This window comes from Chromobacterium sp. S0633, from assembly GCF_024158805.1.
Classification (GTDB): domain Bacteria; phylum Pseudomonadota; class Gammaproteobacteria; order Burkholderiales; family Chromobacteriaceae; genus Chromobacterium.
Map to the genome: position 1 here is coordinate 36,985 of NZ_JAMZGH010000017.1, position 25,839 is coordinate 62,823.

21 protein-coding genes and 1 pseudogene are annotated in these 25,839 nt (G+C 64.2%); 12 read left to right on the top strand and 10 right to left on the bottom strand.

The window, feature by feature from the left end:
• Nucleotides 1-8 precede the first annotated feature (8 nt).
• A complete protein-coding gene (locus NK214_RS11470) occupies nt 9-434 on the top strand; it encodes a hypothetical protein (RefSeq protein WP_107800364.1) in 426 nt (141 codons plus the stop codon).
• Nucleotides 435-649: 215 nt separating this feature from the next.
• On the opposite strand, the pseudogene NK214_RS11475 reads toward NK214_RS11470, so the two are convergent.
• Nucleotides 650-1,186, bottom strand: a pseudogene (locus tag NK214_RS11475) (pseudouridine synthase); the annotation flags it as partial.
• Between the two features lie 340 nt (nt 1,187-1,526).
• Between NK214_RS11475 and NK214_RS11480 the strand changes: the two are divergent.
• Nucleotides 1,527-3,764 carry an NADP-dependent isocitrate dehydrogenase gene (locus NK214_RS11480; protein WP_227104716.1) on the top strand — a complete coding sequence of 746 codons (2,238 nt, stop codon included), beginning with the start codon at nt 1,527-1,529 and terminating at the stop codon, nt 3,762-3,764.
• 235 nt (nt 3,765-3,999) lie between these two features.
• On the opposite strand, the gene NK214_RS11485 is transcribed toward NK214_RS11480, so the two are convergent.
• Together NK214_RS11485 and NK214_RS11490 are read right to left on the bottom strand one after the other, a co-directional pair.
• Entirely contained in the window at nt 4,000-4,497 is a 498-nt protein-coding gene (locus NK214_RS11485; protein ID WP_253314531.1) for a dihydrofolate reductase, read from the bottom strand.
• Nucleotides 4,494-5,288 (bottom strand): thymidylate synthase, encoded by a 795-nt coding sequence (locus tag NK214_RS11490; protein WP_107800369.1) that lies wholly within the window; start codon nt 5,286-5,288, stop codon nt 4,494-4,496. The genes NK214_RS11485 and NK214_RS11490 overlap by 4 nt, the downstream gene beginning before the upstream one ends.
• Before the next feature lie 128 nt (nt 5,289-5,416).
• On the opposite strand from NK214_RS11490, the gene flhB reads away from it, so the two are divergent.
• The 6 genes from flhB to NK214_RS11520 are packed head-to-tail and all read left to right on the top strand — an operon-like array spanning nt 5,417 to nt 12,609.
• The gene (gene flhB, locus NK214_RS11495; RefSeq protein WP_227104720.1) at nt 5,417-6,574 is read left to right on the top strand and encodes a flagellar biosynthesis protein FlhB; all 1,158 of its coding nucleotides are present in this window, start codon (nt 5,417-5,419) and stop codon (nt 6,572-6,574) included.
• Between the two features lie 48 nt (nt 6,575-6,622).
• Nucleotides 6,623-8,704, top strand: coding sequence for a flagellar biosynthesis protein FlhA (flhA, locus tag NK214_RS11500; protein ID WP_107801935.1), 2,082 nt, complete (start codon nt 6,623-6,625; stop codon nt 8,702-8,704).
• Between the two features lie 6 nt (nt 8,705-8,710).
• Nucleotides 8,711-10,195, top strand: coding sequence for a flagellar biosynthesis protein FlhF (gene flhF / locus NK214_RS11505; protein ID WP_253314532.1), 1,485 nt, complete (start codon nt 8,711-8,713; stop codon nt 10,193-10,195).
• A 5-nt stretch (nt 10,196-10,200) separates the two neighbouring features.
• A complete protein-coding gene (locus tag NK214_RS11510) occupies nt 10,201-11,070 on the top strand; it encodes a flagellar synthesis regulator FleN (RefSeq protein WP_107800372.1) in 870 nt (289 codons plus the stop codon).
• Nucleotides 11,067-11,813 carry an RNA polymerase sigma factor FliA gene (locus NK214_RS11515; protein WP_253314533.1) on the top strand — a complete coding sequence of 249 codons (747 nt, stop codon included), beginning with the start codon at nt 11,067-11,069 and terminating at the stop codon, nt 11,811-11,813. Before NK214_RS11510 ends, NK214_RS11515 begins: the two co-directional genes overlap by 4 nt.
• A gap of 46 nt (nt 11,814-11,859) precedes the next feature.
• A complete protein-coding gene (locus NK214_RS11520) occupies nt 11,860-12,609 on the top strand; it encodes a flagellar motor protein (RefSeq protein ID WP_081545394.1) in 750 nt (249 codons plus the stop codon).
• Nucleotides 12,610-12,658: 49 nt separating this feature from the next.
• Here NK214_RS11520 and NK214_RS11525 read toward each other — a convergent pair whose 3' ends face one another.
• On the bottom strand, nt 12,659-12,958 hold the full coding sequence (locus NK214_RS11525; protein ID WP_253314534.1) for a hypothetical protein: 300 nt from the start codon (nt 12,956-12,958) through the stop codon (nt 12,659-12,661).
• Between the two features lie 24 nt (nt 12,959-12,982).
• Between NK214_RS11525 and NK214_RS11530 the strand changes: the two genes are divergently transcribed.
• Nucleotides 12,983-14,200 carry a cytotoxic necrotizing factor Rho-activating domain-containing protein gene (locus tag NK214_RS11530; RefSeq protein ID WP_253314535.1) on the top strand — a complete coding sequence of 406 codons (1,218 nt, stop codon included), beginning with the start codon at nt 12,983-12,985 and terminating at the stop codon, nt 14,198-14,200.
• 29 nt (nt 14,201-14,229) lie between these two features.
• On the opposite strand, the gene NK214_RS11535 is transcribed toward NK214_RS11530, so the two are convergent.
• The gene (locus NK214_RS11535) at nt 14,230-15,114 is read right to left on the bottom strand and encodes a LysR family transcriptional regulator (RefSeq protein ID WP_253314536.1); all 885 of its coding nucleotides are present in this window, start codon (nt 15,112-15,114) and stop codon (nt 14,230-14,232) included.
• A 103-nt stretch (nt 15,115-15,217) separates the two neighbouring features.
• Here NK214_RS11535 and NK214_RS11540 point away from each other — a divergent pair, with 103 nt between their 5' ends.
• From NK214_RS11540 to ptsG, 3 genes are all read left to right on the top strand, one after another.
• Complete coding sequence (locus NK214_RS11540) at nt 15,218-15,604, top strand: DoxX family protein (RefSeq protein ID WP_019103721.1); 387 nt, start codon at nt 15,218-15,220, stop codon at nt 15,602-15,604.
• 468 nt (nt 15,605-16,072) lie between these two features.
• Complete coding sequence (ptsP, locus tag NK214_RS11545) at nt 16,073-18,592, top strand: phosphoenolpyruvate--protein phosphotransferase (RefSeq protein WP_235087020.1); 2,520 nt, start codon at nt 16,073-16,075, stop codon at nt 18,590-18,592.
• An 88-nt stretch (nt 18,593-18,680) separates the two neighbouring features.
• Nucleotides 18,681-20,444, top strand: coding sequence for a PTS glucose transporter subunit IIBC (gene ptsG / locus NK214_RS11550; protein ID WP_253314537.1), 1,764 nt, complete (start codon nt 18,681-18,683; stop codon nt 20,442-20,444).
• 77 nt (nt 20,445-20,521) lie between these two features.
• Here the strand turns inward: ptsG and NK214_RS11555 are convergent, their stop codons facing one another.
• The 5 genes from NK214_RS11555 to NK214_RS11575 form a co-directional block, all read right to left on the bottom strand.
• Nucleotides 20,522-21,319 (bottom strand): Cof-type HAD-IIB family hydrolase, encoded by a 798-nt coding sequence (locus NK214_RS11555; RefSeq protein WP_227104730.1) that lies wholly within the window; start codon nt 21,317-21,319, stop codon nt 20,522-20,524.
• Nucleotides 21,320-21,411: 92 nt separating this feature from the next.
• Entirely contained in the window at nt 21,412-21,768 is a 357-nt protein-coding gene (locus tag NK214_RS11560) for a carboxymuconolactone decarboxylase family protein (RefSeq protein WP_235087015.1), read from the bottom strand.
• A gap of 163 nt (nt 21,769-21,931) precedes the next feature.
• Nucleotides 21,932-22,201 carry a cyclic nucleotide-binding protein gene (locus NK214_RS11565; RefSeq protein ID WP_107800380.1) on the bottom strand — a complete coding sequence of 90 codons (270 nt, stop codon included), beginning with the start codon at nt 22,199-22,201 and terminating at the stop codon, nt 21,932-21,934.
• Between the two features lie 27 nt (nt 22,202-22,228).
• Complete coding sequence (locus tag NK214_RS11570) at nt 22,229-24,241, bottom strand: CocE/NonD family hydrolase (RefSeq protein ID WP_253314538.1); 2,013 nt, start codon at nt 24,239-24,241, stop codon at nt 22,229-22,231.
• On the bottom strand, nt 24,238-25,803 hold the full coding sequence (locus NK214_RS11575; RefSeq protein ID WP_107800382.1) for a BCCT family transporter: 1,566 nt from the start codon (nt 25,801-25,803) through the stop codon (nt 24,238-24,240). Before NK214_RS11575 ends, NK214_RS11570 begins: the two co-directional genes overlap by 4 nt.
• Between the last annotated feature and the right edge of the window lie 36 nt (nt 25,804-25,839).

Genomic DNA, 25,839 nt, shown 5'->3' on the forward strand with positions numbered 1-25,839 from the left:
CAACAACAATGTCGCTTGAAAACACTGCCACCGCCCCGGGCCTGGTCCAGCTGTTCAGTCAGGTCACGGACGATGGAAGCATTGCCCTTTCCTCCATCCGCGAGCGGGCCAACCTCGAATTGTCCAGCTTCGCCGAACTGGCGAACCAACAATTGCAACAACTGGACATCAGCATGCCGCCTGCGATCAGCCTGATCAGCACGCCGGCCTGCCAGCTGGACTTGGAAAACAACCACCCGCATGCCGAGGAAATCCGGGCCTGGTTGCTGGGCAATGACAACATCACCCGAAAATTCAAGGAAGTGGAAGTGCTGTACGAGATCGTGCGCGCCGCGGAAAGCATAGGCGAGACCTTCCCGGAAAGCTCGACCTTCCACATCGGCTTAACCAGCGCCGGGCCTATCGCCTACTTCGAGGACAGCCACCGCGCCTAAGCGCAGGCCCAAAGAACAGGGCCGCGTGCGACACCCAGGACGGGGAAGCGAAAGCTTCCCCGTTTTTCTTTGCGCCGTCGGCGCCAGGCAAGCCTCGCTTCGGGTGCGGTTCAAGGCTTGCGCGGGCCTCCGCGCCGAAAACCGCCGCCGCGCGGCTGCGCGCCGGGCTTGGCGGTGCGCTGAGCTTGCGACACCCGCGGCAAATCCGCAAGGTCCACCTCCAGCTCGCGCATGTCCCCCGGCTGCAGGCCGTCCAGCGTCCACGGCCCGATCGCCGCCCGCACCAGGCGCAGCGTCGGCAGCCCCACCTTGGCGGTCATGCGCCGCACCTGGCGGTTCTTGCCCTCGCTGATGACGATCTCCAGCCAGCCGTCCGGCACCGTCTTGCGAAAACGCACCGGCGGCGTGCGCTCCCACAGCGCGGGCGCCTCAATGCGCCGCGCCTGCGCCGGCTGGGTGGTGAAATCGCCCAGGTCGACGCCGCGGCGCAGCTGCTCCAGCTGCTCCTCGCGAATCAGCCCCTCCACCTGCACCCAATAGGTCTTGGGCAGTTTCCAGCGCGGATTGGCGATGCGGTGCTGCAATTCCCCGTCGCCGGTCAAGAGCAACAGGCCTTCGCTGTCGGTGTCCAGCCGCCCCGCCGGATACACGCCCGGCAAGGGCACGCAGGATTTGAGCGTCGGATGCTTGGGATGCTCGGAAAACTGACAGATGACGCCGTAGGGCTTGTTGAGCAGAATGAGTCGGGACATGGCGTGAAGAGCGGCAAGAAAGAATGAGGCGAATGATACAAGAGCCGCGCGCCGCGCGCCGCAAGTTTGCCGGCGAAGCCGGCGCATGCACGCGCCGGATGCGGCCTATAATTCGCATTCGAACCGCCGCCGCGCAGTTATCAAGCATAAAAGTTCAAATGCGCTGCGAGCCAAGCGCGCGCACAGAGGTATAATTCGCTTTTGAAAATTGCCAGAGAGTCTCCGGACCGCGTTCAGGCCGCGTCGCCTGGGCCCGGCATCCGCCTTTCCAAGGTCTTTCAATGCGCCGGCAGCGCCCTGCGCAATCGTTCTGTCGTCACAAGATAAAGGAGATAGAGTAATGCCATCGGAACAGCCCAAAATCATCTACACCCTGACCGACGAAGCGCCGGCGCTGGCGACCAGCGCCTTCCTGCCGGTCGTGCAAGCCTTCGCCGGCTCCGCCGGCATTGAAATCGCCACCGCGGACATTTCGCTGGCGGCGCGCGTCCTGGCCGAATTCCCCGACTATCTGGCCGACGAACAGAAAGTGCCGAACACCCTGGCCGAGCTGGGCAAGCTGACCCAGCAGCCCGACACCAACATCATCAAGCTGCCCAATATCAGCGCCTCGGTGGCTCAGCTAATCGCCTGCGTCAAGGAACTGCAGGCCAAGGGCTACCCGCTGCCGGACTATCCGGAAAACCCGGCCTCGGACGCCGACAAGGCGATCAAGGACCGCTACGCCAAGTGTCTGGGCTCGGCGGTGAACCCAGTGCTGCGCGAGGGCAACTCCGACCGCCGCGCGCCGCTGGCGGTGAAGAACTACGCCAAGAAGCACCCGCACTCGATGGGCGAATGGAAGCAATGGTCGCAGACCCACGTCTCCCACATGCACCATGGCGACTTCTACCACGGCGAAAAGTCGATCACGCTGGACAAGGCGCGCGACGTGAAGATGGAACTGACCACCAAGAACGGCCAGACCATCGTGCTCAAGCCCAAGGTCGCGCTGCAGGCCGGCGAGATCATCGACTCCATGTTCATGAGCAAGAAGGCGCTGTGCGACTTCTACGAGCGTGAAATGGAAGACTGCCGCGAATCCGGCATCCTGTTCTCCCTGCACGTCAAAGCCACCATGATGAAGGTGTCCCACCCCATCGTGTTCGGCCACTGCGTCAAGATCTACTACAAGGAAGCCTTCGAAAAGCACGGCAAGCTGTTCGAGGAACTGGGCGTCAACGTCAACAACGGCATGGCCACCCTGTACGAGAAGATCGAAACCCTGCCGGCCTCCAAGCGCGAAGAAATCATCCGCGATCTGCACGCCTGCCAGGAGCACCGCCCGCGTCTGGCCATGGTGGATTCGGCCAAGGGCATCACCAACTTCCACTCGCCCAACGACGTGATCGTGGACGCCTCCATGCCGGCGATGATCCGCGCCGGCGGCAAGATGTGGGGCGCCGACGGCAAGCCTTACGACGCCAAGGCCGTGATGCCGGAATCCACCTTCGCCCGCATTTACCAGGAGATGATCAACTTCTGCAAATGGCACGGCAACTTCGATCCCAAGACCATGGGCACCGTGCCCAACGTCGGTCTGATGGCGCAGAAGGCCGAGGAATACGGCTCCCACGACAAGACCTATGAAATCCAGGAAGACGGCGTCGCCAACATCGTCGACCTCGCCACCGGCGAGGTGCTGCTGTCGCAGAACGTCGAGCAAGGCGACATCTGGCGCATGTGCCAGGTGAAGGACGCGCCGATCCGCGACTGGGTCAAGCTGGCCGTCACCCGCGCCCGCAACTCCGGCATGCCGGCGGTGTTCTGGCTGGACCCGTACCGCCCGCATGAGAACGAGCTGATCAAGAAGGTGCACGCCTACCTGAAGGATTACGACACCAGCGGCCTGGAAATCCACATCATGTCCCAGGTGCGCGCGATGCGTTACACCCTGGAACGCGTGGCCCGCGGCCTGGACACCATCTCGGTGACCGGCAACATTCTGCGCGACTACCTGACCGATCTGTTCCCCATCATGGAACTGGGCACCTCGGCCAAGATGCTGTCCATCGTGCCGCTGATGGCCGGCGGCGGCATGTACGAGACCGGCGCCGGCGGCTCCGCGCCCAAGCACGTGCAACAGCTGCTGGAAGAAAACCATCTGCGTTGGGACAGCCTGGGCGAGTTCCTGGCGCTGGCGGTATCGCTGGAAGAACTGGGCATCAAAACCGGCAACGACAAGGCCAAGATCCTGGCCAAGACGCTGGACCTCGCCACCGGCAAGCTGCTGGACGAGGACAAGTCCCCGTCGCGCCGCACCGGCGAATTGGACAACCGCGGCAGCCAGTTCTACCTGTCCATGTACTGGGCTCAGGCGCTGGCCGCCCAGTCCGACGACAAGGAGCTGCAAGCCCGCTTCGCGCCGCTGGCCAAGAGCCTGGCCGACAGCGAGCAGAAGATCCTGGCCGAACTGAAGGCGGTGCAAGGCAAAGCGGCCGACATCGGCGGCTACTACCACCCCGATGCCGCCAAGTGCGGCGCGGTGATGCGTCCTAGCGCCAGCTTCAACGCCGCACTGGCCGCCGTGCTCGGCTAAGCGCTGCGCAGCCATGGCGGAAAACCTCCGCCGGACAAAACGCCAAGACTCTCGTCTTGGCGTTTTTTTTGGCCCTGCGAACCCGCACACCATTGCGCAGAACCGCAGAGACCTCATCCCATGATATCGCTCCGCTCCGGAGCCTGCGCGCGCAAACGGGCCCCCTCCTGCCGCCGCCGAACGGCACCAAAAAAGCCCGCGCTACGCGGGCTTTTCATCAGGGGCTGGTATTTAATCAGCGCCGCAGATAATCGACGAAGGCGTAAGCCAGCCCGGCGGCGCTGACATGCGCCTCGCGGCTGTCCTCGCGCCAGAGTTCGGCTGACACCTCGGGGAAATGGGCGTCGCCCGGGTAATCGCCGTCGATCTCGGTCAGACGCAGGCAATCCGCGCCGGCGATCGCCTGGCGGTACAATTCGGCGCCGCCGATCAGGCACACCTCCTCCACCGCGCCGGCCAGGACCAAAGCCTGCTCCAGCGAATGCGCGGCCTCCGCGCCGTCGGCGCGCCAATCCGTCTGGCGCGTCACCACGATGTTGCGGCGGCCCGGCAGCGGCCGGCCTATCGAGTCCCAGGTCTTGCGGCCCATGATCACCGGCTTGCCCAGCGTCACCGCCTTGAAGTGCTTGAGATCCTCCGGCAAATGCCAGGGCAGGCGGTTGTCTATGCCAATCACCCGCTTGGCCGCCATCGCCGCCACCAGGGTCAAGCGCGGCTTCCCGGCCGCCGTCATACCGCCACCGCCGCTTTGATGTGCGGATGTGGATCGTAGCCTTCCAGTTCGAAATCCTCGAACTTGAAGCCGAAGATGTCCTTGACCTGCGGATTGATCTTCATCGTCGGCAAAGCGCGCGGTTCGCGCGACAGCTGCAGCTCGGTCTGCTCCAGATGGTTGCTGTACAGATGCGCGTCTCCCAGCGTGTGGACGAAATCGCCCGGCTGCAGTCCGCACACCTGCGCCACCATCATGGTCAGCAAGGCGTAGCTGGCGATATTGAAGGGCACGCCCAGGAAGATGTCGGCGGAGCGCTGATAAAGCTGGCAGGATAGCTTGCCGTCGGCCACGTAGAACTGGAACAGGCTGTGGCAGGGCGGCAGCGCCATCTCGTCCACCAGCGCCGGGTTCCAGGCCGACACGATCAGGCGGCGCGAATCCGGGTTGTTCTTGATCATCGCCACCACATTGGCGATCTGATCGATGTGGCGGCCGTCCGGCGCCGGCCAGCTGCGCCACTGGTAGCCGTAGACCGGCCCCAGATCGCCGTTTTCATCGGCCCACTCGTCCCAGATCGACACGCCGTTTTCCTTCAGATAGCGGATATTGGTCTCGCCGGACAGGAACCACAGCAATTCATGGATGATGGAACGCAGATGGCACTTCTTGGTGGTGATCAGCGGAAAACCCTGTTGCAGGTCGAAACGCATCTGGTGGCCGAATACCGAACGGGTGCCGGTGCCGGTGCGGTCGGACTTGTCGTGGCCATGTTCCAGCACATGGCGCATCAGGTCGAGATACTGTCGCATTGTGTTCATTCCATCTTTGATACCGGCCATTGTACCCGACTTGAAGCCGGCTCGGAAAAGCTGGCCCGGCCTCGCCGCTTCGGCTACCATTCTCTTTAAAATCAAGACAGAAGCATGAAACACCGGACATGGCTGAAGATTCCGATCTAGAACGCACCGAACCCGCGACCGCGAAACGGCTGGGCCTCGCCCGAGAAGACGGCAATATCCCGCGCTCGCGCGAGCTGACCACCTTCGCCATCACCATGGCCGGCGTGGCGCTGCTGATGGCCCAGGGCGGCCACATCGCCACCAATCTGGCGCAGACCATGCGCATGCTGCTCACCTTCGACCAGACCACGGTGCACAATGTGGAGCCGGCGCTGACCCGCTTCAAGGAAACCATTTTCAACGCGCTGTGGAGCCTGGCGCCGCTCCTGGCCGGCCTGGCGCTGGTGGCGCTGTTCGTGCCCATGCTGGTGGGCGGCTGGAACCTCACTTTCAAGGCCGTCGAGCCCAAGTTCAGCAAGCTCAACCCCTTGCCCGGCATCAAGCGCATGTTCTCGGTCAACGCCGCCACCGAAGCGCTGAAGGCCATTCTCAAGAGCGTGCTGATCGGCGGCATCGCCACCTGGTTCGTCTGGCGCGAGCGCGCGGAAATCATCGGCCTGATCTCCATGCCGCTGCCCACCGGCATCGCCAAGATGACCGATATGATCATCACCACCTTCTTCGTGGTGACTTCGGCGATGATTCTGCTGGTGGCGATCGACGTGCCCTTCCAGCTGTGGAGCTATCACAAGAAGCTGCGTATGACCAAGGAAGAGGTCAAGCAGGAATACAAGGAGGCCGAGGGCTCGCCCGAGGTCAAGGGCCGCATCCGTCAGATGCAGCGCGAAGCCGCGCGCAAGCGCATGATGCAGGAGATTCCCAGCGCCAACGTCATCGTCACCAACCCTACCCACTACGCGGTGGCGATCAAGTACGACGACGGCATGCGCGCGCCGCAAGTGGTGGCCAAGGGGTCTTTGAAGCTGGCGGAAAAAATCATCGACACCGGCAAGGACCACCACGTCATCGTGATGCGCTCGCCCAGCTTCGCCCGCGCGCTGTACTTCCACGCCGAAATGGGAGAGGACATTCCGGCCAAGCTCTATTCCGCCGCCGCCCAGGTGCTGGCCTATGTGTTCCAGCTCAAGAGCTATCAGGACAACGGCGGCCTGGCGCCGGTGTTCCCGGACCAGCTGGACGTGCCCGCCGAGCTTGACCCGCAAAGCAAACGCCAGCAAGATGCGACGCCACCATAATGATAAGGTCGACGAACCGATTCGACCGGCTTGAGCCATAAATCCAGCATGGACTCCATACTAGACATACTGAAGCGCTTCAAAGTCACCCAGCTGGCCGGCCCCGTGCTCATCATCCTGATTCTGGCGATGATGGTGCTGCCGCTGCCGCCGGTGCTGCTGGACATCTTCTTCACCTTCAACATCGCCGTTTCGGTGATCGTGCTGCTGGTGGGGATCAATGTGCGCAAGCCGTTGGACTTTTCCGCCTTCCCCACCGTGCTGCTGGTCACCACCTTGCTGCGGCTGTCGCTGAACGTCGCCTCCAGCCGGGTCATCCTGCTGGAGGGCCACTCCGGACCGGACGCCGCCGGCAAGGTGATCGAATCCTTCGCCCACTTCCTGATCGGCGACAACGTCGCCATCGGCATCGTGGTCTTCGTCATCATCACCATCATCAACTTCGTGGTGATCACCAAGGGCGCCGGCCGCATCGCCGAAGTGAGCGCCCGCTTCACCCTGGACGCGATGCCCGGCAAGCAGATGGCCATCGACGCCGACCTCAACGCCGGCCTGATCGGCGAGGACGAGGCCCGGCTGCGCCGCGTCACCATCGCCGAGGAAGCCAACTTCTTCGGCGCGATGGACGGCGCCTCCAAGTTCGTGCGCGGCGACGCCATGGCCGGCATCCTGATCATCATCATCAACATCGTCGGCGGCTTGATCGTGGGCATGGTCCAGCACGACCTGGACGCCGGCGTCGCCGCCAAGACCTATACCCTGCTGACAATCGGCGACGGCCTGGTGGCGCAGATTCCGGCGCTGATCATCTCCACCGCCGCCGGCATCGTGGTGTCCCGCGTGGGCACCGACAAGGACATGTCCGAGCAATTCCTCGGCCAGATGTTCACCAAGCCGCAAGTGCTCTACATCACCGCCGCGGTGATCGGCATGGTCGGCCTGATCCCCAATATGCCGCACTTCTCCTTCCTGCTGATCGCCGGCAGCCTGGGCCTGCTGGGCCGCATGATGGAGAAGCGCCAGAAGGCCGAGGCGCAGCAGGCGGAGCAGCAGCAACAGGCCGCGCCGCCGCCGGAACACACCACGACCGAAGTCAGCTGGAACGATGTCCAGCACGTGGACCAGCTGGGCATGGAAGTGGGCTACCGGCTGATTCCGCTGGTGGACCGCAGCCAGGACGGCGAACTGCTGCGCCGCATCCGCGGCATCCGCAAAAAGATCGCCCAGGAGCTGGGCTTTCTGGTGCCGCCGGTCCATATCCGCGACAACCTGGAAATCAAGCCCAACGCCTACCGCATCCTGCTCAAGGGCGTGGAGCTGGGCCTAGGCGAAGCCTTCATCGGCCAATATCTGGCCATCAATCCGGGCCGGGTCAACGGCGAACTGGCCGGCACCCCCACCACCGATCCGGCCTTCGGCCTGCCGGCGATCTGGATAGACGCCGGCAAGCGCGAAGAAGCGCAGAGCCTGGGCTATACCGTGGTGGACGCCAGCACCGTGGTGGCCACCCATATTTCCAATCTGCTGCAGACCCACGCGGCGGAATTGCTGGGCCGCGAGGAAGTGCAGGCGCTGATCGATCATCAGGCCAAGGAATCGCCCAAGCTGATCGAAGACCTGGTGCCCAAGGTGGTGCCGATAGGCACGCTGCAAAAAGTGCTGCAACAGCTGCTGACCGAAGGCATCCACATCCGCGATTTCCGCACCATACTGGAAACGCTGGCCGATCACGTGGCCACCACTCAGGACATCGACGAGCTGACCAATATCGTGCGCACCGCGCTGTCCCGCGTCATCGTCCAGCAATTATTCCCCGGCGAGCAAGAATTACCCTTGATGACCCTGGAGCCGACATTGGAAAATGTGCTGATGCAGGCGGTGCAATCCAAGACCGGCGGCGGCCTGGAACCGGGCCTGGCGGAAAATCTGCTGGCCAGCGCCGCCCAGGAAACCGAACAAGTGGAAATTCAAGGGTACAATCCGGTACTCTTGACCGCGCCGGGACTGCGGCCTTTGCTGGCGCGCTTCCTGCGCCGCGCGCTGCCGCAGCTGCGTGTTATTTCTCATAATGAGATACCGGACAATAAATCAATTCGTATAATTGCTGTAATTGGGGGAAGCAAGGGCTAATCGAACATGGTGGTGAAAAAGTTTTTCGGCAAAACCACGCGTGACGCGCTCAGACAAGTTCGAGAAGAACTGGGCGCGGACGCCCTGATTCTGTCCAACCGCCCCACCATGGGCGGCGGAGTGGAAATCATGGCGGTGGCCGACGCCGACGTCGCCAACCTCGCCACCAATCTGGCCACTTCCTCCAGCAAGCATCCGCCGCGCAACGCGCCGCCGGTGGTCAACCGCGCGCCGTCGCCGCTGCCCACCCCGGCCGGCGCCGCGGTCAACCGCGCCATCGCCCGCACTTACGCCATGCCGGTGGAGCCGCTGGACAGCCCGCCGCCGCCGCGCATCGAAGCGCAAGCGCCGCGTCAACGCATCGAGCCGGCCTTCGCGTCGGAGCCCCAGGCCGCGCCGCGGCCGGCCCAGCCGTCCTATCCGCCGCAGTACGCGCAAGCCGCGCCCCAGCCCGCCGCCCCGCGCGTGCAGCCGCCTGCGCAAACCGCGCCGCCGCCCCGCCCCGCCGCGCCTCCGGTCGCCAACAACGGCGAGGAGCCGGAAGTGATGGCGCAGGAGCTGAAGCAGATCGGCGACGAGATCAAGCTGCTGCGCAGCCTGCTGCAAAGCCAGCTGGCCAGCTTCGCCTGGTCCGATATGGAGGGCAAGGCGCCCAATCGCCTGGAACTGTTCAAACACCTGCTGGCCATGGGCTTTTCCGCCCACCTGATCCGCCAGCTGATCGAAAAGATGCCGGCCCAGTACGAGGCCGATGTCGCGGTCAAATGGGCGCGCTCGGCGCTGATGCACAATCTGAAATGCGCGGACGCCGACAAGGAAATCATGGACCGCGGCGGCATCTACGCGCTGGTGGGCCCCACCGGCGTCGGCAAGACCACCACCGTGGCCAAGCTGGCCGCGCGCGCCACCATGCGCTTCGGCGCCCAGCACGTGGCGCTGATCACCACCGACAGCTACCGGATCGGCGCCCAGGACCAGTTGCGCATTTACGGCAAGATTCTCGGCATCCCGGTGTTCTCCATCCAGAACGAGGGCGATCTGCAGCTGACGCTGGCCGATCTGTCCAACCGCCACATCGTCTTCATCGACACCGTGGGCATGGGCCAGCGCGACGCCCGCGTGCTGGCGCAGATCGAAATGTTCCGCACCGCCGGCCGGCCGATAGAAAGGCTGCTGCTGCTGGCCTCCAACGCCGACGGCCAGACGCTGGAAGACGTGGTGCGCCGCTATCGCGGCGATGGTCTCACCGGCTGCGTGCTGTCCAAGATAGACGAATCGGTGGCGATGGGCCCCAGCCTGGACGTGATCATCCGCAACCGGCTGCGCCTGTTCTACATCACCAACGGCCAGCGCGTGCCGGAAGACCTGCACGCCGCCCACGCCGGCTTCCTGGTGGACCGCGCGATGCGTTCGCTGCAACAGCATTCCCCCTTCACCCTTCAGGCCGACGAACTGCCCATCATGAACGCGGCCCAGGCCGGATGGTTGTAAGCGCGATGCAGGATCAAGCCGCCAGCCTCCGCCTGCTCAGCGCCCGGTCCGCGCGCGCGCCTAGTTTCGCCTTCATCGGCTCCGCCAGCGCCGGCGCCAGCACCCTGGCCACCGAACTGGCGCTGGGCCTGGCCTACGCCGGCCAGCGGCCCTTGCTGGTGGACTGCACGCTGGGCCAGGTGCAGGCGCGCCGTCTGGGCGTGCCCACCACCGCCACGCTGGAAAGCCAGGTGCTGACCCTGGGCGGCCTGGACGAGATGATGATGAGTTCGCGCCAGGGCATTCAGTTGATCAATCTCTACGCGCGCCCGGAAGAGCGCGCGCTGTTCTCCGCCCAGCTATGGCTGAGGCTGGGCAGCGAATTCGCCGCGCTGGAACGCGACGCCTCGGTGCTGCTGGTGGACGCCCCCAGCCCCGCCCACGACCCGGTGCCAGCCAGCGTGGCCGACAATTTGGTATTAGTGCTCACGCCGGCGGCGGAGTCGCTGACAACGGCCTACGCTAATATCAAGAGGTTGTCCGGCAGCTACGGCCGCCAGCGCTTCAATGTACTGATCAACCGCGCGCGCCATCTGGAGGAAGCGCGCGAATTGTTCACCCGGCTGTCCGCCGCCACCGGCGAATTCCTGTCGGTATCGCTGCGCTGGGTGGGCTTTGTGCCGATGGACAACGCGGTACGTCGCAGCCAGACGCTGCGCCGGCCGTTGATGGAGGCGTTTCCGGACAGCGAGGCCGCGATGGCCTTCTCGCAGCTGGCCGCGGTGCTGCCGCAGTGGGACACCCAGGAAACGCCGCGCAGCGGCACCGGATTCATGGATTTGTTGATTGCCGCCTCACGCGACTGGGCCGAGGCGGATGGAGTCAAACCGCTATGAACTTGCCGTCCTTACGCCGAACCGGCTACGCCGCCGCCTCGCCTCCCGCCGAGATCGACGTGGAGGCCTACGCGCCGCTGGTCAAGAAGCTGGCCGGCATGATGATCGCCCGGCTGCCGGCCTCGGTCGACATCGACGACCTGATCCAGGTCGGCGTCATCGGCCTGATCGAAGCCGCGCGCCAATTCGACCCGGCCCAGGGCGTGATGTTCGAAACCTTCGCCAGCCAGCGGGTACGCGGCGCCATGCTGGACGAACTGCGTCGCGAAGACTGGATGCCGCGCCAGGCGCGCCGCCACTCGCGCCAGATCGAAGACGCGGTCCGCCAGCTGGAACACCAGCTGGGCCGCTCGCCGCTGGAATCGGAAATCGCCGCGCAAATGGGACTGGAGCTGGAACAGTACCAGGACATGCTGGGCGATTGCCGCGGCATGACCTTGCTGCATTTCGAAGATTTTTCCAACGACGACGGCGACGCGCTGCCCGACGCGGTGGCCAATGTCGCCGACGACGACTCGCCGGACCCGTTCGCCGCGCTGGCCGACGGCGGCTTCCGCCAGGCGCTGATAGACGGCATCAAGCTGCTGCCGGAGCGCGACCAGTTGGTGATGTCCCTGTATTACGAGCAGGAATTGAACTTGAAGGAAATCGGCGCGGTGCTCGGCGTCTCCGAATCGCGAGTCAGCCAACTGCACAGCCAGGCCATCGCCCGGCTGCGCGCGCGCATCAAGGACTGGCTCTGACCCTCCGCGCCCTGACGCGGCATAACATTAAAAACCGGAACTTCGCGTGGACAAGATAAGCATTGTAGCCATTCTGATGGGCCTGACCGCCATTATCGCGGGGCAGGCGCTGGAGGGCGGCAACATCGGCTCCCTGATGCAGCTGACCGCCTTCATGATCGTCATCGGCGGCACCGTCAGCGCGGTGATGCTGCAAAGCACGCCCAAGCAATTCGCCGCCGGCGTGCGCATGCTCAAATGGATCTTCCAGCCGCCGGTGCTGGATCACGACAAGATGATCCGCGAAGTCATCAACTGGAGCCAGACCGCGCGCAAGGGCGGCCTGCTGGCGCTGGAAGGCTACATCAATCTGCAAAAAGACCCCTTCATCAAGAAAGCGCTGCAAATGCTGGTGGACGGCGCGGAGCCTGACACCTTGCGCTCGGTGATGGACGTGGAGATCTCCATGTTCGAACACGCGCGCAAACAGGCGGCGCGCATCTGGGAATCCGCCGGCGGCTACGCGCCGACCATGGGCATTCTGGGCGCGGTGCTGGGCCTGATCCACGTGATGGAAAACCTGTCCGACCCGTCCAAGCTGGGCGCCGGCATCGCCGTCGCCTTCGTCGCCACCGTCTACGGCGTCGGCTCCGCCAACCTGTTGTTCCTGCCCATCGCCAACAAGCTCAAACACCTGATCGCCTCGGAAGTCGCCTTGAAAGAGCTGGTGGTGGAAGGCCTGGTCTCCATCGCCAACGGCGAAAACCCGCGCATCATCGAAAGCCGCCTCAAGGGCTTCCTGGCGATGCACGAATAAAAAGCGCGCGCCCAGCGCGCGCTTCCCCGCCAGCGGCCTAAGACCCTGTTCAATGTCTGCTGCGCTTCAGCGATACAGCGTTGAAAACAAGCTCAAAATGCTCATGTGCCACGTGCACATTCCGCTTTTTCGCTCGTTTTCGCCTTGTCTCGCCCTTGCTCGCGAGACTTTGAACAGGCTCTAAGCGGCCGCCTTCCTCCTCTCCGCTCCCCCTCCCCGTCGTCGTTTTTTGAAAGACAGGCCCCGCCTTTTTCGCTGCAATGGTCAGCGCGGCCAGACCCCTGGCCCGAAACCAAAGCAGCGCCCTCGCGCCGGCCCAGCGCCACAGCGAGGGAAAGCCCTTCTCCATCCCCTATTCCGCCTGGAACAGCAGATGAAAATATCGAGTCCGATATCCATCAAAACAATCTACGAACAATTGCTTCAACAGCCGGCGGCCAAGCAGGGCAAAGCCCAAGACCTGAGATTCGGCCTGAGCAAAAGCGGCGCCCTGGTGGTGTACAACAGCCGGCTGCACAGCCTGCTGCACCCGGATCAGACCAAACGCGCCAAGGCCTTCGTCCGGCAGCTCTGCCAGGACCCAAACGCGCAAGCCAATCTTTACCACGCCAAAAAGGCCTTGATCAGCCAAAGCCGCGTCGTGCACGACCACGCCAAATACGGCGATCCCACGGCGAACTTCAGGCAGGACGTCAGACAAAACAAAACCGTCACCACCTCCTCGCCGCAAGAAAAGCTCTTGTTCGAGCGGGATAAATCGCAAGTGTTGTCCGGCAGCGTCGCTCCGCTGATCGGCAAGGGCGTGCTTTCCGTCGAAGGCGGCGCCCAGGCCTCCGCTCCGGCCGGCGTCGTCGACTGCGTCCGCCACGACCGGGAGGGCGATAAAAAAGGCGGCGACGCCGTCTCCTCCGACTTCATCAAGTACTCTCACGGCGGCCAGGCCAAAGCCAAGGAGCTGATTCCCGGCACGCCGATCGGCAACTATTACAATAAATTCCAGTTCGGCAACACGCTGCGACTGATCGAAATCGGCAACGGCCTGCAAGGCACGGTGGGGGTGAAGTTCGACACCGGCGCGCTACGGGACGGCGATTGCTGCCTGTTCAACTCCGGCGCGCTCTCCGGCTGCACCATGGTCTACGCGCTGAAAGCAGGAATGCTTTACGCCTATCACGCCGGCACCGTGAAAAACGGCGACGGAGAATGGGAGACGGCGACCGACGGCGCGCGCTCCATTGTGGACGCCCATAGACGGCTATGCGGCGACCAAGCTCCGCCAGACCGTCCGGTCGGCAATAACCGCGAACTGGCCGCCTTTCTTCGCGATCACTTCGATCACGCGATGATGGTCTACAGCGGCAAGGGGGAAACGCCGGATCTAGCGGACAGCGACCATGTCCACCACTTTGACTACAACAAGACGCCGCTGGGGCAAGAGCTGGCCAGCGTCGGCAACGCGTTGGCGCTGCTCAAGAAGACCGGCGACAGCCTGAGCCTTGAGTTCCTGGGCGACAGCATGCGGATCAATCACAACTGCGGCGTTCATTCACAGGACGCCGAAATTTACGCGGTAGACATGAGTCGGCTTTGAGCCCACGGCCAATCAGCTACGCGCCGCCGCTACTGGAAAAACTGCTGTAGGTAATCGACGAAAGCCCGGACCTTGCCCGGCACGTGCCGCCGCGCCGGGTACACCGCCGACAAGTCCAGGCAGTGCCAGTCGTAATCGCTGAACAGCGGCACCAACGTGCCGTCCGCCAGGCCCTGTTCCACCAGAAAACGCGGCTGCAGGATCACCCCCATGCCGTGGACGGCGGCGTCCGTCAGGATGTCGCCGTTGTTGGCGCGCAGCATGCCCTTGACCTTGACCCGGCCGCTGCTGCCGTCCGGCGCGGTGAAATCCCATAGATTGGGCTGCGCGGTCAGCGCGTACAGCAGACACTGATGCTCGGCCAGATCCGCCGGCGTCGCCGGCGTGCCGCAGCGTTGCAGATAGCTGGGCGCGGCGACGACCAGATCCCGTATCCGCGCCAACCGGCGCGCCACCAGGGAAGAGTCGGACAGATTCGACACCCGCAGCCCCAGATCGAAGCCCTCCTCCACCAAGTCCACCCGCCTATCGTTCAAGTTCAGCTCCACTTCGATCTGCGGGTACTGCAGATGAAAGCCCGCCACCGCGCGCCCCAGATAACGCATGCCGAAGGACACCGGCGCCGACACTCGCAAACGCCCCACCGGACTGCTGGCGCCGTGCGATAAACGCGCGTCCAGATCGTCAAGCTCGGCCAGCAGGCCGCCGGCCTGCCCCAGATAGGTCTCGCCCGCCTCGGTCAGCGACAAACGCCGCGTGGTGCGATGCATGAGCCGCACGCCCAGACGCCCTTCCAGACTGGACACCAGCTTGGTCACCATCGCCCGCGACAGCTCCAGCCGCTCGGCGGCGGCGGCGAAACTGCCCAGCTCCGCCACGCAGACGAAGGCGCGGATTTCCGAAAAGCGGTCCATGATCATTTCCTATTGGTAAACAATATTTTTATTAATAGCGGATTTATTGAGTTTTCTCTACATGGTCAAATGCACTCCATCGCAAACTTGATTGGAACCCACCATGAACCGCTTCCAGAACCCCGCCCTCGGCACCCTGATCCTGCGCCTGTCGCTGGGCCTGATGTATCTGTCCCACGGCCTGCTCAAGCTGCTGGTGTTCACACCGGCCGGCACCGCCGGCTACTTCGCCAGCCTGGGCCTGCCCGGCTTCGTCGGCTACCTGGCCATCCTGGCCGAAGTCGGCGGCGGCCTGCTGCTGCTGTCCGGCTTCTTCGCCCGCTGGGTGGCGCTGGCGCTGACCCCGCTGCTGCTCGGCACCATCGTGCTGGTGCACGGCGCCCACGGCTGGATGTTCGCCAACGAAGGCGGCGGCTGGGAATACCCGGCCTTCCTGATCGCCGGATCGCTGGCCCTGTTCTTCCTCGGCGACAACAAGCGCCAGGCCTGAAACAACGGCGCCTGACCGCCTCCAAGACGGCGGCCCTCTCGAGAGGCCGCCGTTTTTCATTTCGCGCATAACAAAAATGCAACAGCCGCCCGGCCGCGGGCCCCGCCGCCAAGACGCTCGCATTTCCACGCCAAACCCATCCCCGTCGCAGCCCGCCTCGTCCCTCCGCCATCGTCTCCGCGCGAACTAGTGCAAATACGTGAATTCCTACTTGCGCAATTTCTTGATTGCCATCAAGCTGCACCGTTATTTCGATGTAGTTAAACTACAATATTGGCATCATATCGCCAGCTGGACAGTAAGCGTCTGTACTGTTGCCGCGCGATGGATGCCGCAGCGCCATCGAATCAAGACAGGCCTTTCCGTACGGTGTACCCTATCCGGCACGCCACGCGGAACCGCTCATGAAGAAGCAGGCCGACGCTCGTAATAAAACAACTGATAAATTCCCGATCTGAGGAGTTACATATGAGCACACCCTTGCCAAGACTGAAGATCCTCGCCCCCCTCTCCGGGTGGCTGGTCGCCCTGGACACCGTCCCGGATCCGGTGTTCGCCGGCAAGATGGTGGGAGACGGCATCTCGCTGGACCCCACCTCCTGCAGTCTGCTCGCGCCGGTGTCCGGCGTCGTCAGCAATCTCCATTCCGCGCACCACGCGCTCACCATCACCTCGCCCGAAGGCGTGGAAGTGATGGTGCACATCGGCATCGACACCGTGATGCTCAAAGGCCAGGGCTTCCAGCCGCTGGTGGAACAAGGACAACGCGTCAGCGCCGGCCAGGCGCTGATCGACTTCAATCTGGACATGGTGGCGCGCAACGCGCAGAGCCTGCTGACCCAGATCATCATCACCAACGGCGACGAAACCGTCAGCGCCATGCACCGCGCCAGCGGCTTGGCCGAAGCCGGCAAGACCGCGGTGCTGGAGTTGGAGCTGGCCGGCGCGGCCGCCGCCGCCGCGCCCGCGGCCGGCGGCGCCAAGCTGCTGTCCCCGGAAATAGAAATCACCAACCCCGCCGGCCTTCACGCCCGGCCGGCCGCGGTCTTCGCCAGCAAGGCGAAAAGCTTCCAGGCCGACATCCACCTGCTGCTGGACGAGCAGTCCGCCAACGCCAAATCCGTGGTCGGCGTGATGGGCCTGTCCACCCGCAACGGCGACAAGGTGCGCATCGAAGCCGTCGGCGCGGACGCCGAACAGGCGCTGGCCGAGCTGACCCAGCTGCTGCTGGACCGCTGCGGCGAAGCCGAAGACGAAGCGCCGGCCGCGCCCGCGCCCATCGCCGCCGTCGCCCAACAACAGGAAAGCGCCGAGCTGCTGGTCGGCGTCGGCGCCTCTCCCGGCCTGGCCATCGGCCGCGTCTATCATCACCGGCTGCAGGAATTCGACGTGCCGGAATTCGGCCAGGGCGCCAGCCTGGAACAGCAACACTTCGCCCGCGCCACCGAAGAAGCCGCTCAGCAGATCGACGCGGTCAAGAGCCAGCTGACCGACAAGGCCAAGCAGGCCATCCTGTCCATGCACCAGGAACTGCTGCAAGACCCGGACCTGCTGGCGCAGACCTACGCCGGCCTGGCCGACGGCAAATCCGCCGCCTGGTCCTGGCGCGCCGCCTTCAGTTCCTACTCCGCGCGGCTGGAAGCGCAAGACAACGCGCTGCTGCGCGAACGCGCCAACGACATCCGCGACGTGGGCCGCCGCGTGCTGGCGCTGCTGGCCGGCGTCAAGCAGGCCAGCCTGGACGTGCCTGCCGGCTCCATCCTGATCGCGGAAGACCTGACCCCGTCCGACACCGCCGCGCTGGACCCCAACAAGGTGCTGGGCTTCTGTACCCGCACCGGCGGCGCCACCAGCCATGTGGCCATCCTGGCGCGTTCTCTGGGCATCCCGGCGATCTGCGGCATCTCCCAGGCCGCGCTGGCCCTGCCCGATAGCGAACAAGTCATCATCGACGGCGGCCGCGGCACGCTGCGCATCGCGCCGAACGCCGAACAGCTGGCCACCGCCGAGGCGGAGATCGCGCAGATCGCGGAGCGCCGCGCCGCCGAGGCGGCGATGTCGCAGCGGGAAGCCCGCACCAGCGACGGCGTCCGCATCGAAGTGGTGGTCAATATCCGCAACGCCGCCGACGCGCGCGAAGCGGTGGCCAAGGGAGCCGAGGGCGTGGGCCTGCTGCGTTCGGAGTTTCTGTTCGACAACCGCGACACCCCGCCCAGCGAGCAGGAACAGGCGGAGGAATACTGCGCGGTGGCCCGCGCGCTGGGCAAGGAGCGCCCGCTGGTGGTGCGCACCCTGGACGTGGGCGGCGACAAGCCGCTGTCCTACCTGCCGCTGCCCAAGGAGGACAACCCCTTCCTCGGCCTGCGCGGCATCCGCGTCAGCCTGGAGCGCCCGGACCTGCTGCGCACCCAGTTGCGCGCCATCCTGCAAGCCGCGCCGCTGACCCGCTTGCACATCATGTTCCCCATGGTGGCCTCGCTGGACGAACTGCGCGCCGCCAAGGCCGTACTGGCCGAAGAGCAGGCCGCCAGCGGCCAGCATGACGTCAAGGTGGGCATCATGGTGGAAGTGCCGTCCGCCGCCGTCATGGCCGCGCGCTTCGCCCCGGAAGTGGACTTCTTCTCCATCGGCACCAACGACCTGACCCAGTACGTGCTGGCGATGGACCGCGGCCACCCGCAGTTGGCCAAGCAGGCCGACGCGCTGCACCCGGCGGTGCTGGCGATGATCGCGATGACTTGCGACGGCGCCCGCGCCCACGGCAAGTGGGTGGGCATCTGCGGCGGCCTCGCCTCCGACGAGCGCGCCGCGCCGCTGCTGGTGGGCATGGGGGTCAGCGAGCTGTCGGTCAGCACGCCGGCGCTGGCCGCGGTCAAGGCCACGCTGTCGCGCTGGAGCGCGGCGGAGTGCGAGGCTCTGGCGCAACAAGCGCTGGCCCTGTCCACGGCGAGCGAAGTCCGCGAACACCTGAACGCGCAAGCCCGATAAACGAGACTCTCCGGCCATCCGGAGCGATGTAGGGCGGCGAATGCGCCGCCCGCTATTTCCTACGCTGTTGAGCAAGGAATGAACCACCATGTTTAGTCAATCATTCGCATTTCTGCAAAAGATCGGCAAAGCGCTGATGCTGCCGGTGGCCGTGCTGCCGGTGGCCGGCCTGCTGCTGGGCATAGGCGCCACCGATTTCCACACCCAGAACACCATCGCGCTGGCCATCCTGTCGCTGATGAAGAACTCCGGCGACGTGATCTTCGGCAATCTGCCGCTGATCTTCGCCGTCGGCGTGGCGCTGGGCTTTACCGAAAACGACGGCGTGGCGGCGATCGCCGCCGTGATCGGCCACCTGGTCACCACCGTCACCCTGGGGGTGATGGCCGGCCTGATGGGGGTCAAGCCCGACACCATCATGGGCCTGCCGTCCATCCAGACCGGCGTGTTCGGCGGCATTCTCGCCGGCGGCCTGGCGGCCTATATGTTCAACCGCTTCTACCGGATCAAGCTGCCCGAATACCTGGGCTTCTTCGCCGGCAAGCGCTTCGTGCCCATCATCACCGCCATCAGCGCCATCGCGCTGGGCGTGGCGCTGTCCTTCATCTGGCCGCCGATAGGCAACGGCATCAAGAGCTTCTCGCAGTGGGCCGCGGTCAGCGATCCGCGCACCGCCGCCACCGTCTACGGCCTCGTAGAACGGCTGCTGCTGCCCTTCGGCCTGCACCATATCTGGAACGTGCCCTTCTTCTTTGAAATCGGCGCCTTCCCGGACGCGATCAGCGGCAAGATGATACACGGCGACATCAACCGCTTCTTCGCCGGCGATCCGACCGCGGGCATCCTGTCCGGCGCCTTCCTGTTCAAAATGTTCGGCCTGCCGGCCGCGGCCATCGCCATCTGGCATTCGGCCAAGCCGGAGAACCGCGTCAAGGTGGGCGGCATCATGATTTCCGCCGCGCTGACCTCCTTTTTGACCGGCATCACCGAGCCCATCGAATTCTCCTTCCTGTTCGTGGCGCCGGTGCTCTACCTCCTCCACGCCTGCCTGGCGGCGTCGGCGCAGTTCATCGCCAACACCCTGGACATGCACATGGGCTTCACCTTCTCCCAGGGCGGCATCGATTTCCTGATGTTCAACCTGATCGGCGACAAGGCCAAGCACGCCTGGTACGTGTTCATCCTCGGCCCGATCTACGCGGCCATCTACTACGGGGTGTTCCGCTTCGTCATCGCCAAGTTCAACCTGAAAACCCCGGGTCGCGAGGACGAGAGCGCCGACGCCGGCGCGGCGGTCAGCGAAGACGCGCGCGCGCGCGAACTGGTTCTGGCCTTTGGCGGCCGCAGCAACATCAGCAGCCTGGACGCCTGCATCACCCGCCTGCGCATCGCGGTGCGGGAGCCGGCCAAGGTCAACCAAGCCAAGCTCAAGAGCATGGGCGCGTCAGGCGTGGTGGTGGTGGGCAACGGCATCCAGGCCATCTTCGGCCCGCAGTCGGAAAACCTGAAAACCGATATGGAAATCTATCTGCGCGGCGCGGGCGCGGACGCCGAAATCGACGCCCCGGCCAGCGCGCCGGCTCCGGCGGCGCAAGCGGCGACGCCGACGCCCGCAGCGGATCAAGGCCAGGCCGCGGCGCTGCGCCAGGCGCTGGGCGGCGCGGCCAATCTGGCCAAGGTGGAAGCCATCGCCCATACCCGCTTGCGCGTGGAGCTGAAGCAGGGTTCGCTGCTCAATCAGGACGCGGCCCGAGCGGCCGGCGTGGCGGCGATGCTGGAAGTGGCGCCCGGCGTCTGGCATTTGATCGTCGGCGATCAAGCCGCCGGCCTGGCTCAAGCGCTTCAAGGCTGAGCGAACCGAAACGATCCGCACCACGTAAAAACGCCAGCGCAAGCGCTGGCGTTTTTTATTGGCGGGGCCCGTCTCGGCTATAAGGCAAACAGCTCGCGCAGATGGCGCGCCACGCCGGCTTCGCGGTTGCTGCCGATGCGCGGCACATCCGGCAGTTGCTCGGCCAGCCGCGCCTGGGCGTTGCCCATCATCCGCGGGTGGCCGGCGGTGCGCAGCAGTTCGATATCGTTCTGACCGTCGCCAAAGGCCAGGCAATGCGCCTTGTCCAGGCCCAGATCCGACAACACCAGCTCCAGCGCGTGCCCCTTGGACACCCCGGGCGCCATCACCTCCAGGCAATCGTCGGCCGAGAAAGTAATGTACAGCTCATCGCCGAAGGCCTGGTGCAGCTTGCGCTCCACCTCCAGCAAATACGCGTGCTCGCCGATGTAGAGCACCTTGCCGACACCCTCGCCGCCGTGCCCGGCCAGATCGGCCAATTGATAGCGCAGGCCGGAATCGGCGTGGAAATTGAGTAGATACTGGCAGGGTTGGTCGATCAGCCAGGCGTCGTCCAGATAGAAATTCAGCACCGTGCCGGCGGCGAACTCCGGCTGCGCCAGCCGGCGCACCAAAACGGGATCGATATCCTGGCGATGCACCAGCTTGTCGTCGGGATCATGCACCCGCGCGCCGTTGGACGTGATCAGGTGAGCGCGGATGCCCAGCGCCTGGCGTATGCCCTGCACATCCAGATAATGACGGCCGGTGGCGATGGCGAAACGCACGCCGCGCGCCTGCAGGGCCTGCAAGGTGCTGGCGGTGAAATCGTCCACCGCGTGATTGGGGTCCAGCAAGGTGCCATCCAGATCGGATGCGATGAAGTGATACACCATCAAACTCCCGCGACAACAGAAGCGCACAGTATACGCCCGCCCGGCGGCGCTGCCCATCAATGCGAGCGAGCGCTTTCTGGTCCGAACCGGGATCAGCCGGGTGCGCTCTCCCCGCCGAACTGCTCATAGGCCTGCAAGGCCTCCGCCGCCGTCATCAAGGAAGGACCGCCGCCCATATAGACGGCCACTTGCAGCATCTCCATGAATTCGGCGCGGCTGCAGCCCAGCTCCACCAGCGCCTTGGCATGAAAGGCCAGACAACCGTGGCAGCGGTTGGCGATGCCTATGGCCAGCGCGATCAGTTCCTTGGTCCGGTTCGACAAGGCGCCGTCCGCGTGAGCGGCCCGGCTCATCTGGCCGAAGCCTTTCATCGTTTCCGGGATTTCCTTGCGCAGCTTGCTCAACTCCGCGCCCAGTTCCGCACTCAAATCAGGGTAATGAAGGCTCATGCTCGTCTCCTTAACATAACAATATACATTATATTTAATCATATATTGAAAGAGGAAAGCAAGCCGCAATGCAAAAAGCCGAACTCATCGAGTTCGGCTTTTCAGGTATCTGGTGGCCAGTCGCCATGGACGGCATGTAAAACGCCTTCGCCGCCCGCTCGGCCTAAATCCCCTCCCTGCCCGACAAGGCCAGCAAACGCTCCTTGCGGGTTTTGCGCATGCCCACCAAGCTGATGACGATCCACAACACTTGCGCCAGCAATGAAGCCAAGTTGAAGGCATAACACAGCGAGATCAGCAGCAGCATCGCGCCAATCAGATTGAAGCCGCTATAGCTGTAGTCGCTCAAGTCCACCAGCCTCCATTGCAGCAGGCTGTAGGCCAGGAGATAGAAAAACACCCCGATCAGCCCTATCCAGTCATACCACATCATCGCTCACCATCCTTGCGGTGTTCCGCCTTATTGGACCTGACGAGGCACCCATTCGTCCCATTCCCGCCGCTGCAGCAATTGCTCCCCCTCCCAAGCGCTTTGCTCCGCCTGAATGCGAAAATGATGGGCATCCGCCGTCAGCCTCAACTCGCTCTCCACCCTGACCCGCCAATCACCGCGGCCGGCGCTATAGCTCCACTTCACCACCCCGCTGGCCGATAAAGGCTGATCGGGCCGGATACGGTAAGTTTCCTCGCAGCTTTGCGCCACTTCCAAACCATGGTCGTCAAAGCGATAGTGGCCGAAGTCGTCGCGAATCTCGGTGCGCACCTCGCCGCTCATCGCGTCCTCGATGATTTCGCGGCTGCTGGCGGGAGAGCGCAAATAACTCAGCGCCAGCGGCGGCGCGCCTTCCGGCTCGGCAAAGGGCTGCGCCACCACGGTGCTCAGATCATGCACCGGCAGGCTGAGCGTGGCGCCGGCCAGGTCCAATGTCAGCCGGGCATGATCCGCTGCCGGCCAGATCAGCGGGAAGTAAGCGCTGGAGACACTCAAGCGCAGCCGATGGCCCGCCGGCAGACGGTAGCCGCAATCGTCCAGTTGCAGCCGGATATCCATCCACTCGTCCGGCCTGACCGCCCGCCGCTGTTGATAACCGTCGCGCAGCGCCAGGTTCAGCACCCCGTAACTGATGCGGGTGACCGCGCCATCCGGCGCCACATCGTTGAGCCGCACCGCCAGTTGACCACTGGGGCTGTCGCACTTCAGCCGCAGCCGCAGCGTCGGCGCGCCCAACAGCGGCAGCTCCCGCTCCAACGCAGGGCTGTCGAACACCAGCGAGCCGGCGTCGTCGCGACGCTGATCCAGCGGGAACTCCGGCCCCAGCCAGATCACGCAGTATTCGCCGCAGGCGGCGCCGGTGGTCAGCGGCGAACGAATCGCGGCCTCCCCCTCGCCGGCCATGTCCGGCCGCAGCTCGCCCGCGGCGTTCAGCCCCCACTCCCTTCGCTGAACATGCGGGCTGGGCCAGGCCGGGTCGCGCAGCCAGACGCCCGGACGTGCGGCATAACTGGCCCGCGGCGGCGCCGCGTCTTGCAGATACAGGGTGACCGGGTCTTCCGCCATGATGCCGGTGTCGATATCCTTCAGCCAGTAGTCCCACCAGCGCAGCGCTTCCTGCAAAAAACCGATAGCCGGATCCGGTACCGCGAAGTGCGGATACTTATGGGCCCACGGACCGATCAGCGCTTTTTTCGGGCAGCTCAGATGCCGCATCATCCGACCGACGGCGTTGTGATAGGCGTCACCCCAACCGCCCACCGCGTAAACGGCGGCCTTGATGCTGCTGTAATCGGCGCAGATGGAACCATGCCGCCAATAGTCGTCATCGGTCTGATGGCTCAGCCAGGTTTTGAGCAGCAGGGGCATCCGCTCCAAGCGTTGCAGCCAACGCTCCCGCCAGGCCTCGCCCACCAACAGCGGATCGGGCGCGGCGGCGCAATAGCTGAACATGGTGCCGGCCCAGCCCAGGTTTTCCAGCAATAGCGCACCGCCCTTATAGTGGATGTCGTCGGCGTAGCGATGGTCGGTGGAGCATAGCGTGATGATGGCCTTCAAGGCCTCCGGTTGGCGGGCCGCCACTTGCAGGCTATTGAAGCCGCCCCAGGAGATGCCCATCATGCCGACCTTGCCGCTGCACCATGCTTGCGCAGCGATCCAGGCAATCACCTCCAGCGCATCGTCCTGTTCCTGTTGCAGGTATTCATCGACGAAGTCGCCATCGGATTCGCCGCAGCCCCTCATGTCCACCCTAAGGCATGCATAACCGTGGCCGGCGAAGTACGGGTGAGTCAGTTGGTCGCGCACGGCCGTGCCGTCGCGCTTGCGGTAAGGCAGGTATTCCAGAATCGCCGGCACCGGGCTGGCTTCGGCGTCCATCGGCAGCCACATCCGCGCGGCCAATTGGCAGCCGTCAGCCAGCGTGATGGTGAAGTGCTCCACTTCGCGAATGGCCAGCGGCAGCTGAGTGACGGTTTTCATGATCGCGTCTCCTTGACGACTACGGGTGCGTCGGAAGGCGGACATGTCAGTTTGCCGGAACGCACCAAAGCGATAAGCGACAGCATGCAGCCCATGATGATGAGCAAGGCTGGCAAACCACCGAGATTGGACATCATTTTGACGCCATCGACGCCGCCGGCGTAACTGGTCATCACCCAAGACACCACGCCGATCACCCCGCCCCACACCACTTTCATGCCCATGCCCGCTTTTTCGGCGCTGTCTGAGGAAAAACCGGCGGTGCACAGATTGCTGATAGCGTCGGTATTGCTGTCCGCCGCAGTGACATAGTTGAGGAAGGCGATGAACACCACCATGGCCACCATCAGTTCGCTCAAGGGCATCTGGCGGATGATGGTGTACAGCACATTCTCCACGCCCTGACTCTCCAGCACGCCTTTGAGCAGGCCGGCCTGGCCCAAATCAATGGATAGGGCCGTTCCGCTGAAAATCATGATCCACAAGGCGGTGAAGCCGGCCGGCAGCAGCAAATTCATCACGATCACCTCCCGCACGGTGTAACCGCGGGAGATCTTGCCCAGAAACATGGCGCTGATCGGCGCCCAGGCAAACCATACCGCCCAATAGAAGATGGTCCAGGAGCCCGCCCAACCATCCTGGCTGGCCGCGCCGGTGGACAGGCTTAACCGAAAGAACTGGTTCAAATAGTTGCCAAACGACTCCAGGCCAAACGCCAGGATGAAAGTAGTCGGCCCAAAAATCAGCAAAAACCCGGCCAGCCCCAGCAAAACCCAGGTATTGACGCTGGACAACCAGCTCAGCCCGCGTTGCAAGCCGCTGAGCGCCGAGCAGACAAAGGTCACGACAATGCAGGCAATCACCAGGCCGATGCTGAACGGGCTGGCAGGCAGGGGCAGATACTGGTTGATGCCGCCCACCAGCGCCAAGGCGCCGGTGCCCAGGCTGGACGCCATGCCGGCGACCAGAGAGTACAAAGCCAGGGCGTCGATCAATTGCCCGCTGCGGCCGCCCACCCAGCGTCCCAGCAAGGGCCGCAACATGCTGCCTACCGAGAACGGCAGCTTGAGGTTGTAAAACACCAAGCCGAACAGCAGGGCCGGCACGGTGTAAATGGCGTAAGGGGTGAATGTCCAGTGCAGAAACATGGCCGACATGGCAAAACTGGCGGCCTCGGCGCTACCGGCGCGCAGGCCATACGCCGCCGGCGGGTAGTACAGGTGGTAGATCGGCTCGGCCGAGGTCCAGAACAGCACTCCAACCGCCATCGTGGTCATCAAGGTGACGGCGAACCAGCGCTTGCGGCCCAACAAGGGCAAGGCGTCCGCACCGCCGATGCGCAGCTTGCCTATCGGCGAGCAATAGACCCAGACACAGGTCAACAACAGGCTGAAACTGGCTAGGCTGAATAGCCAGGAAAAATGGCCCAGTATCCATTTATTGGCTGCGCCGGCCAGACGGAGAAAGACCGACAGGTCAAGATAGCTGAGCAGCAAGGCCGCCAACAGCAGCAAAAAGGTGGGCCAGAACACCAGGGGCCGGATGCGATGATGGCTACGCATGGTTTGTCTCCTTGATGGAGCCTGCCGCCGCTGTCG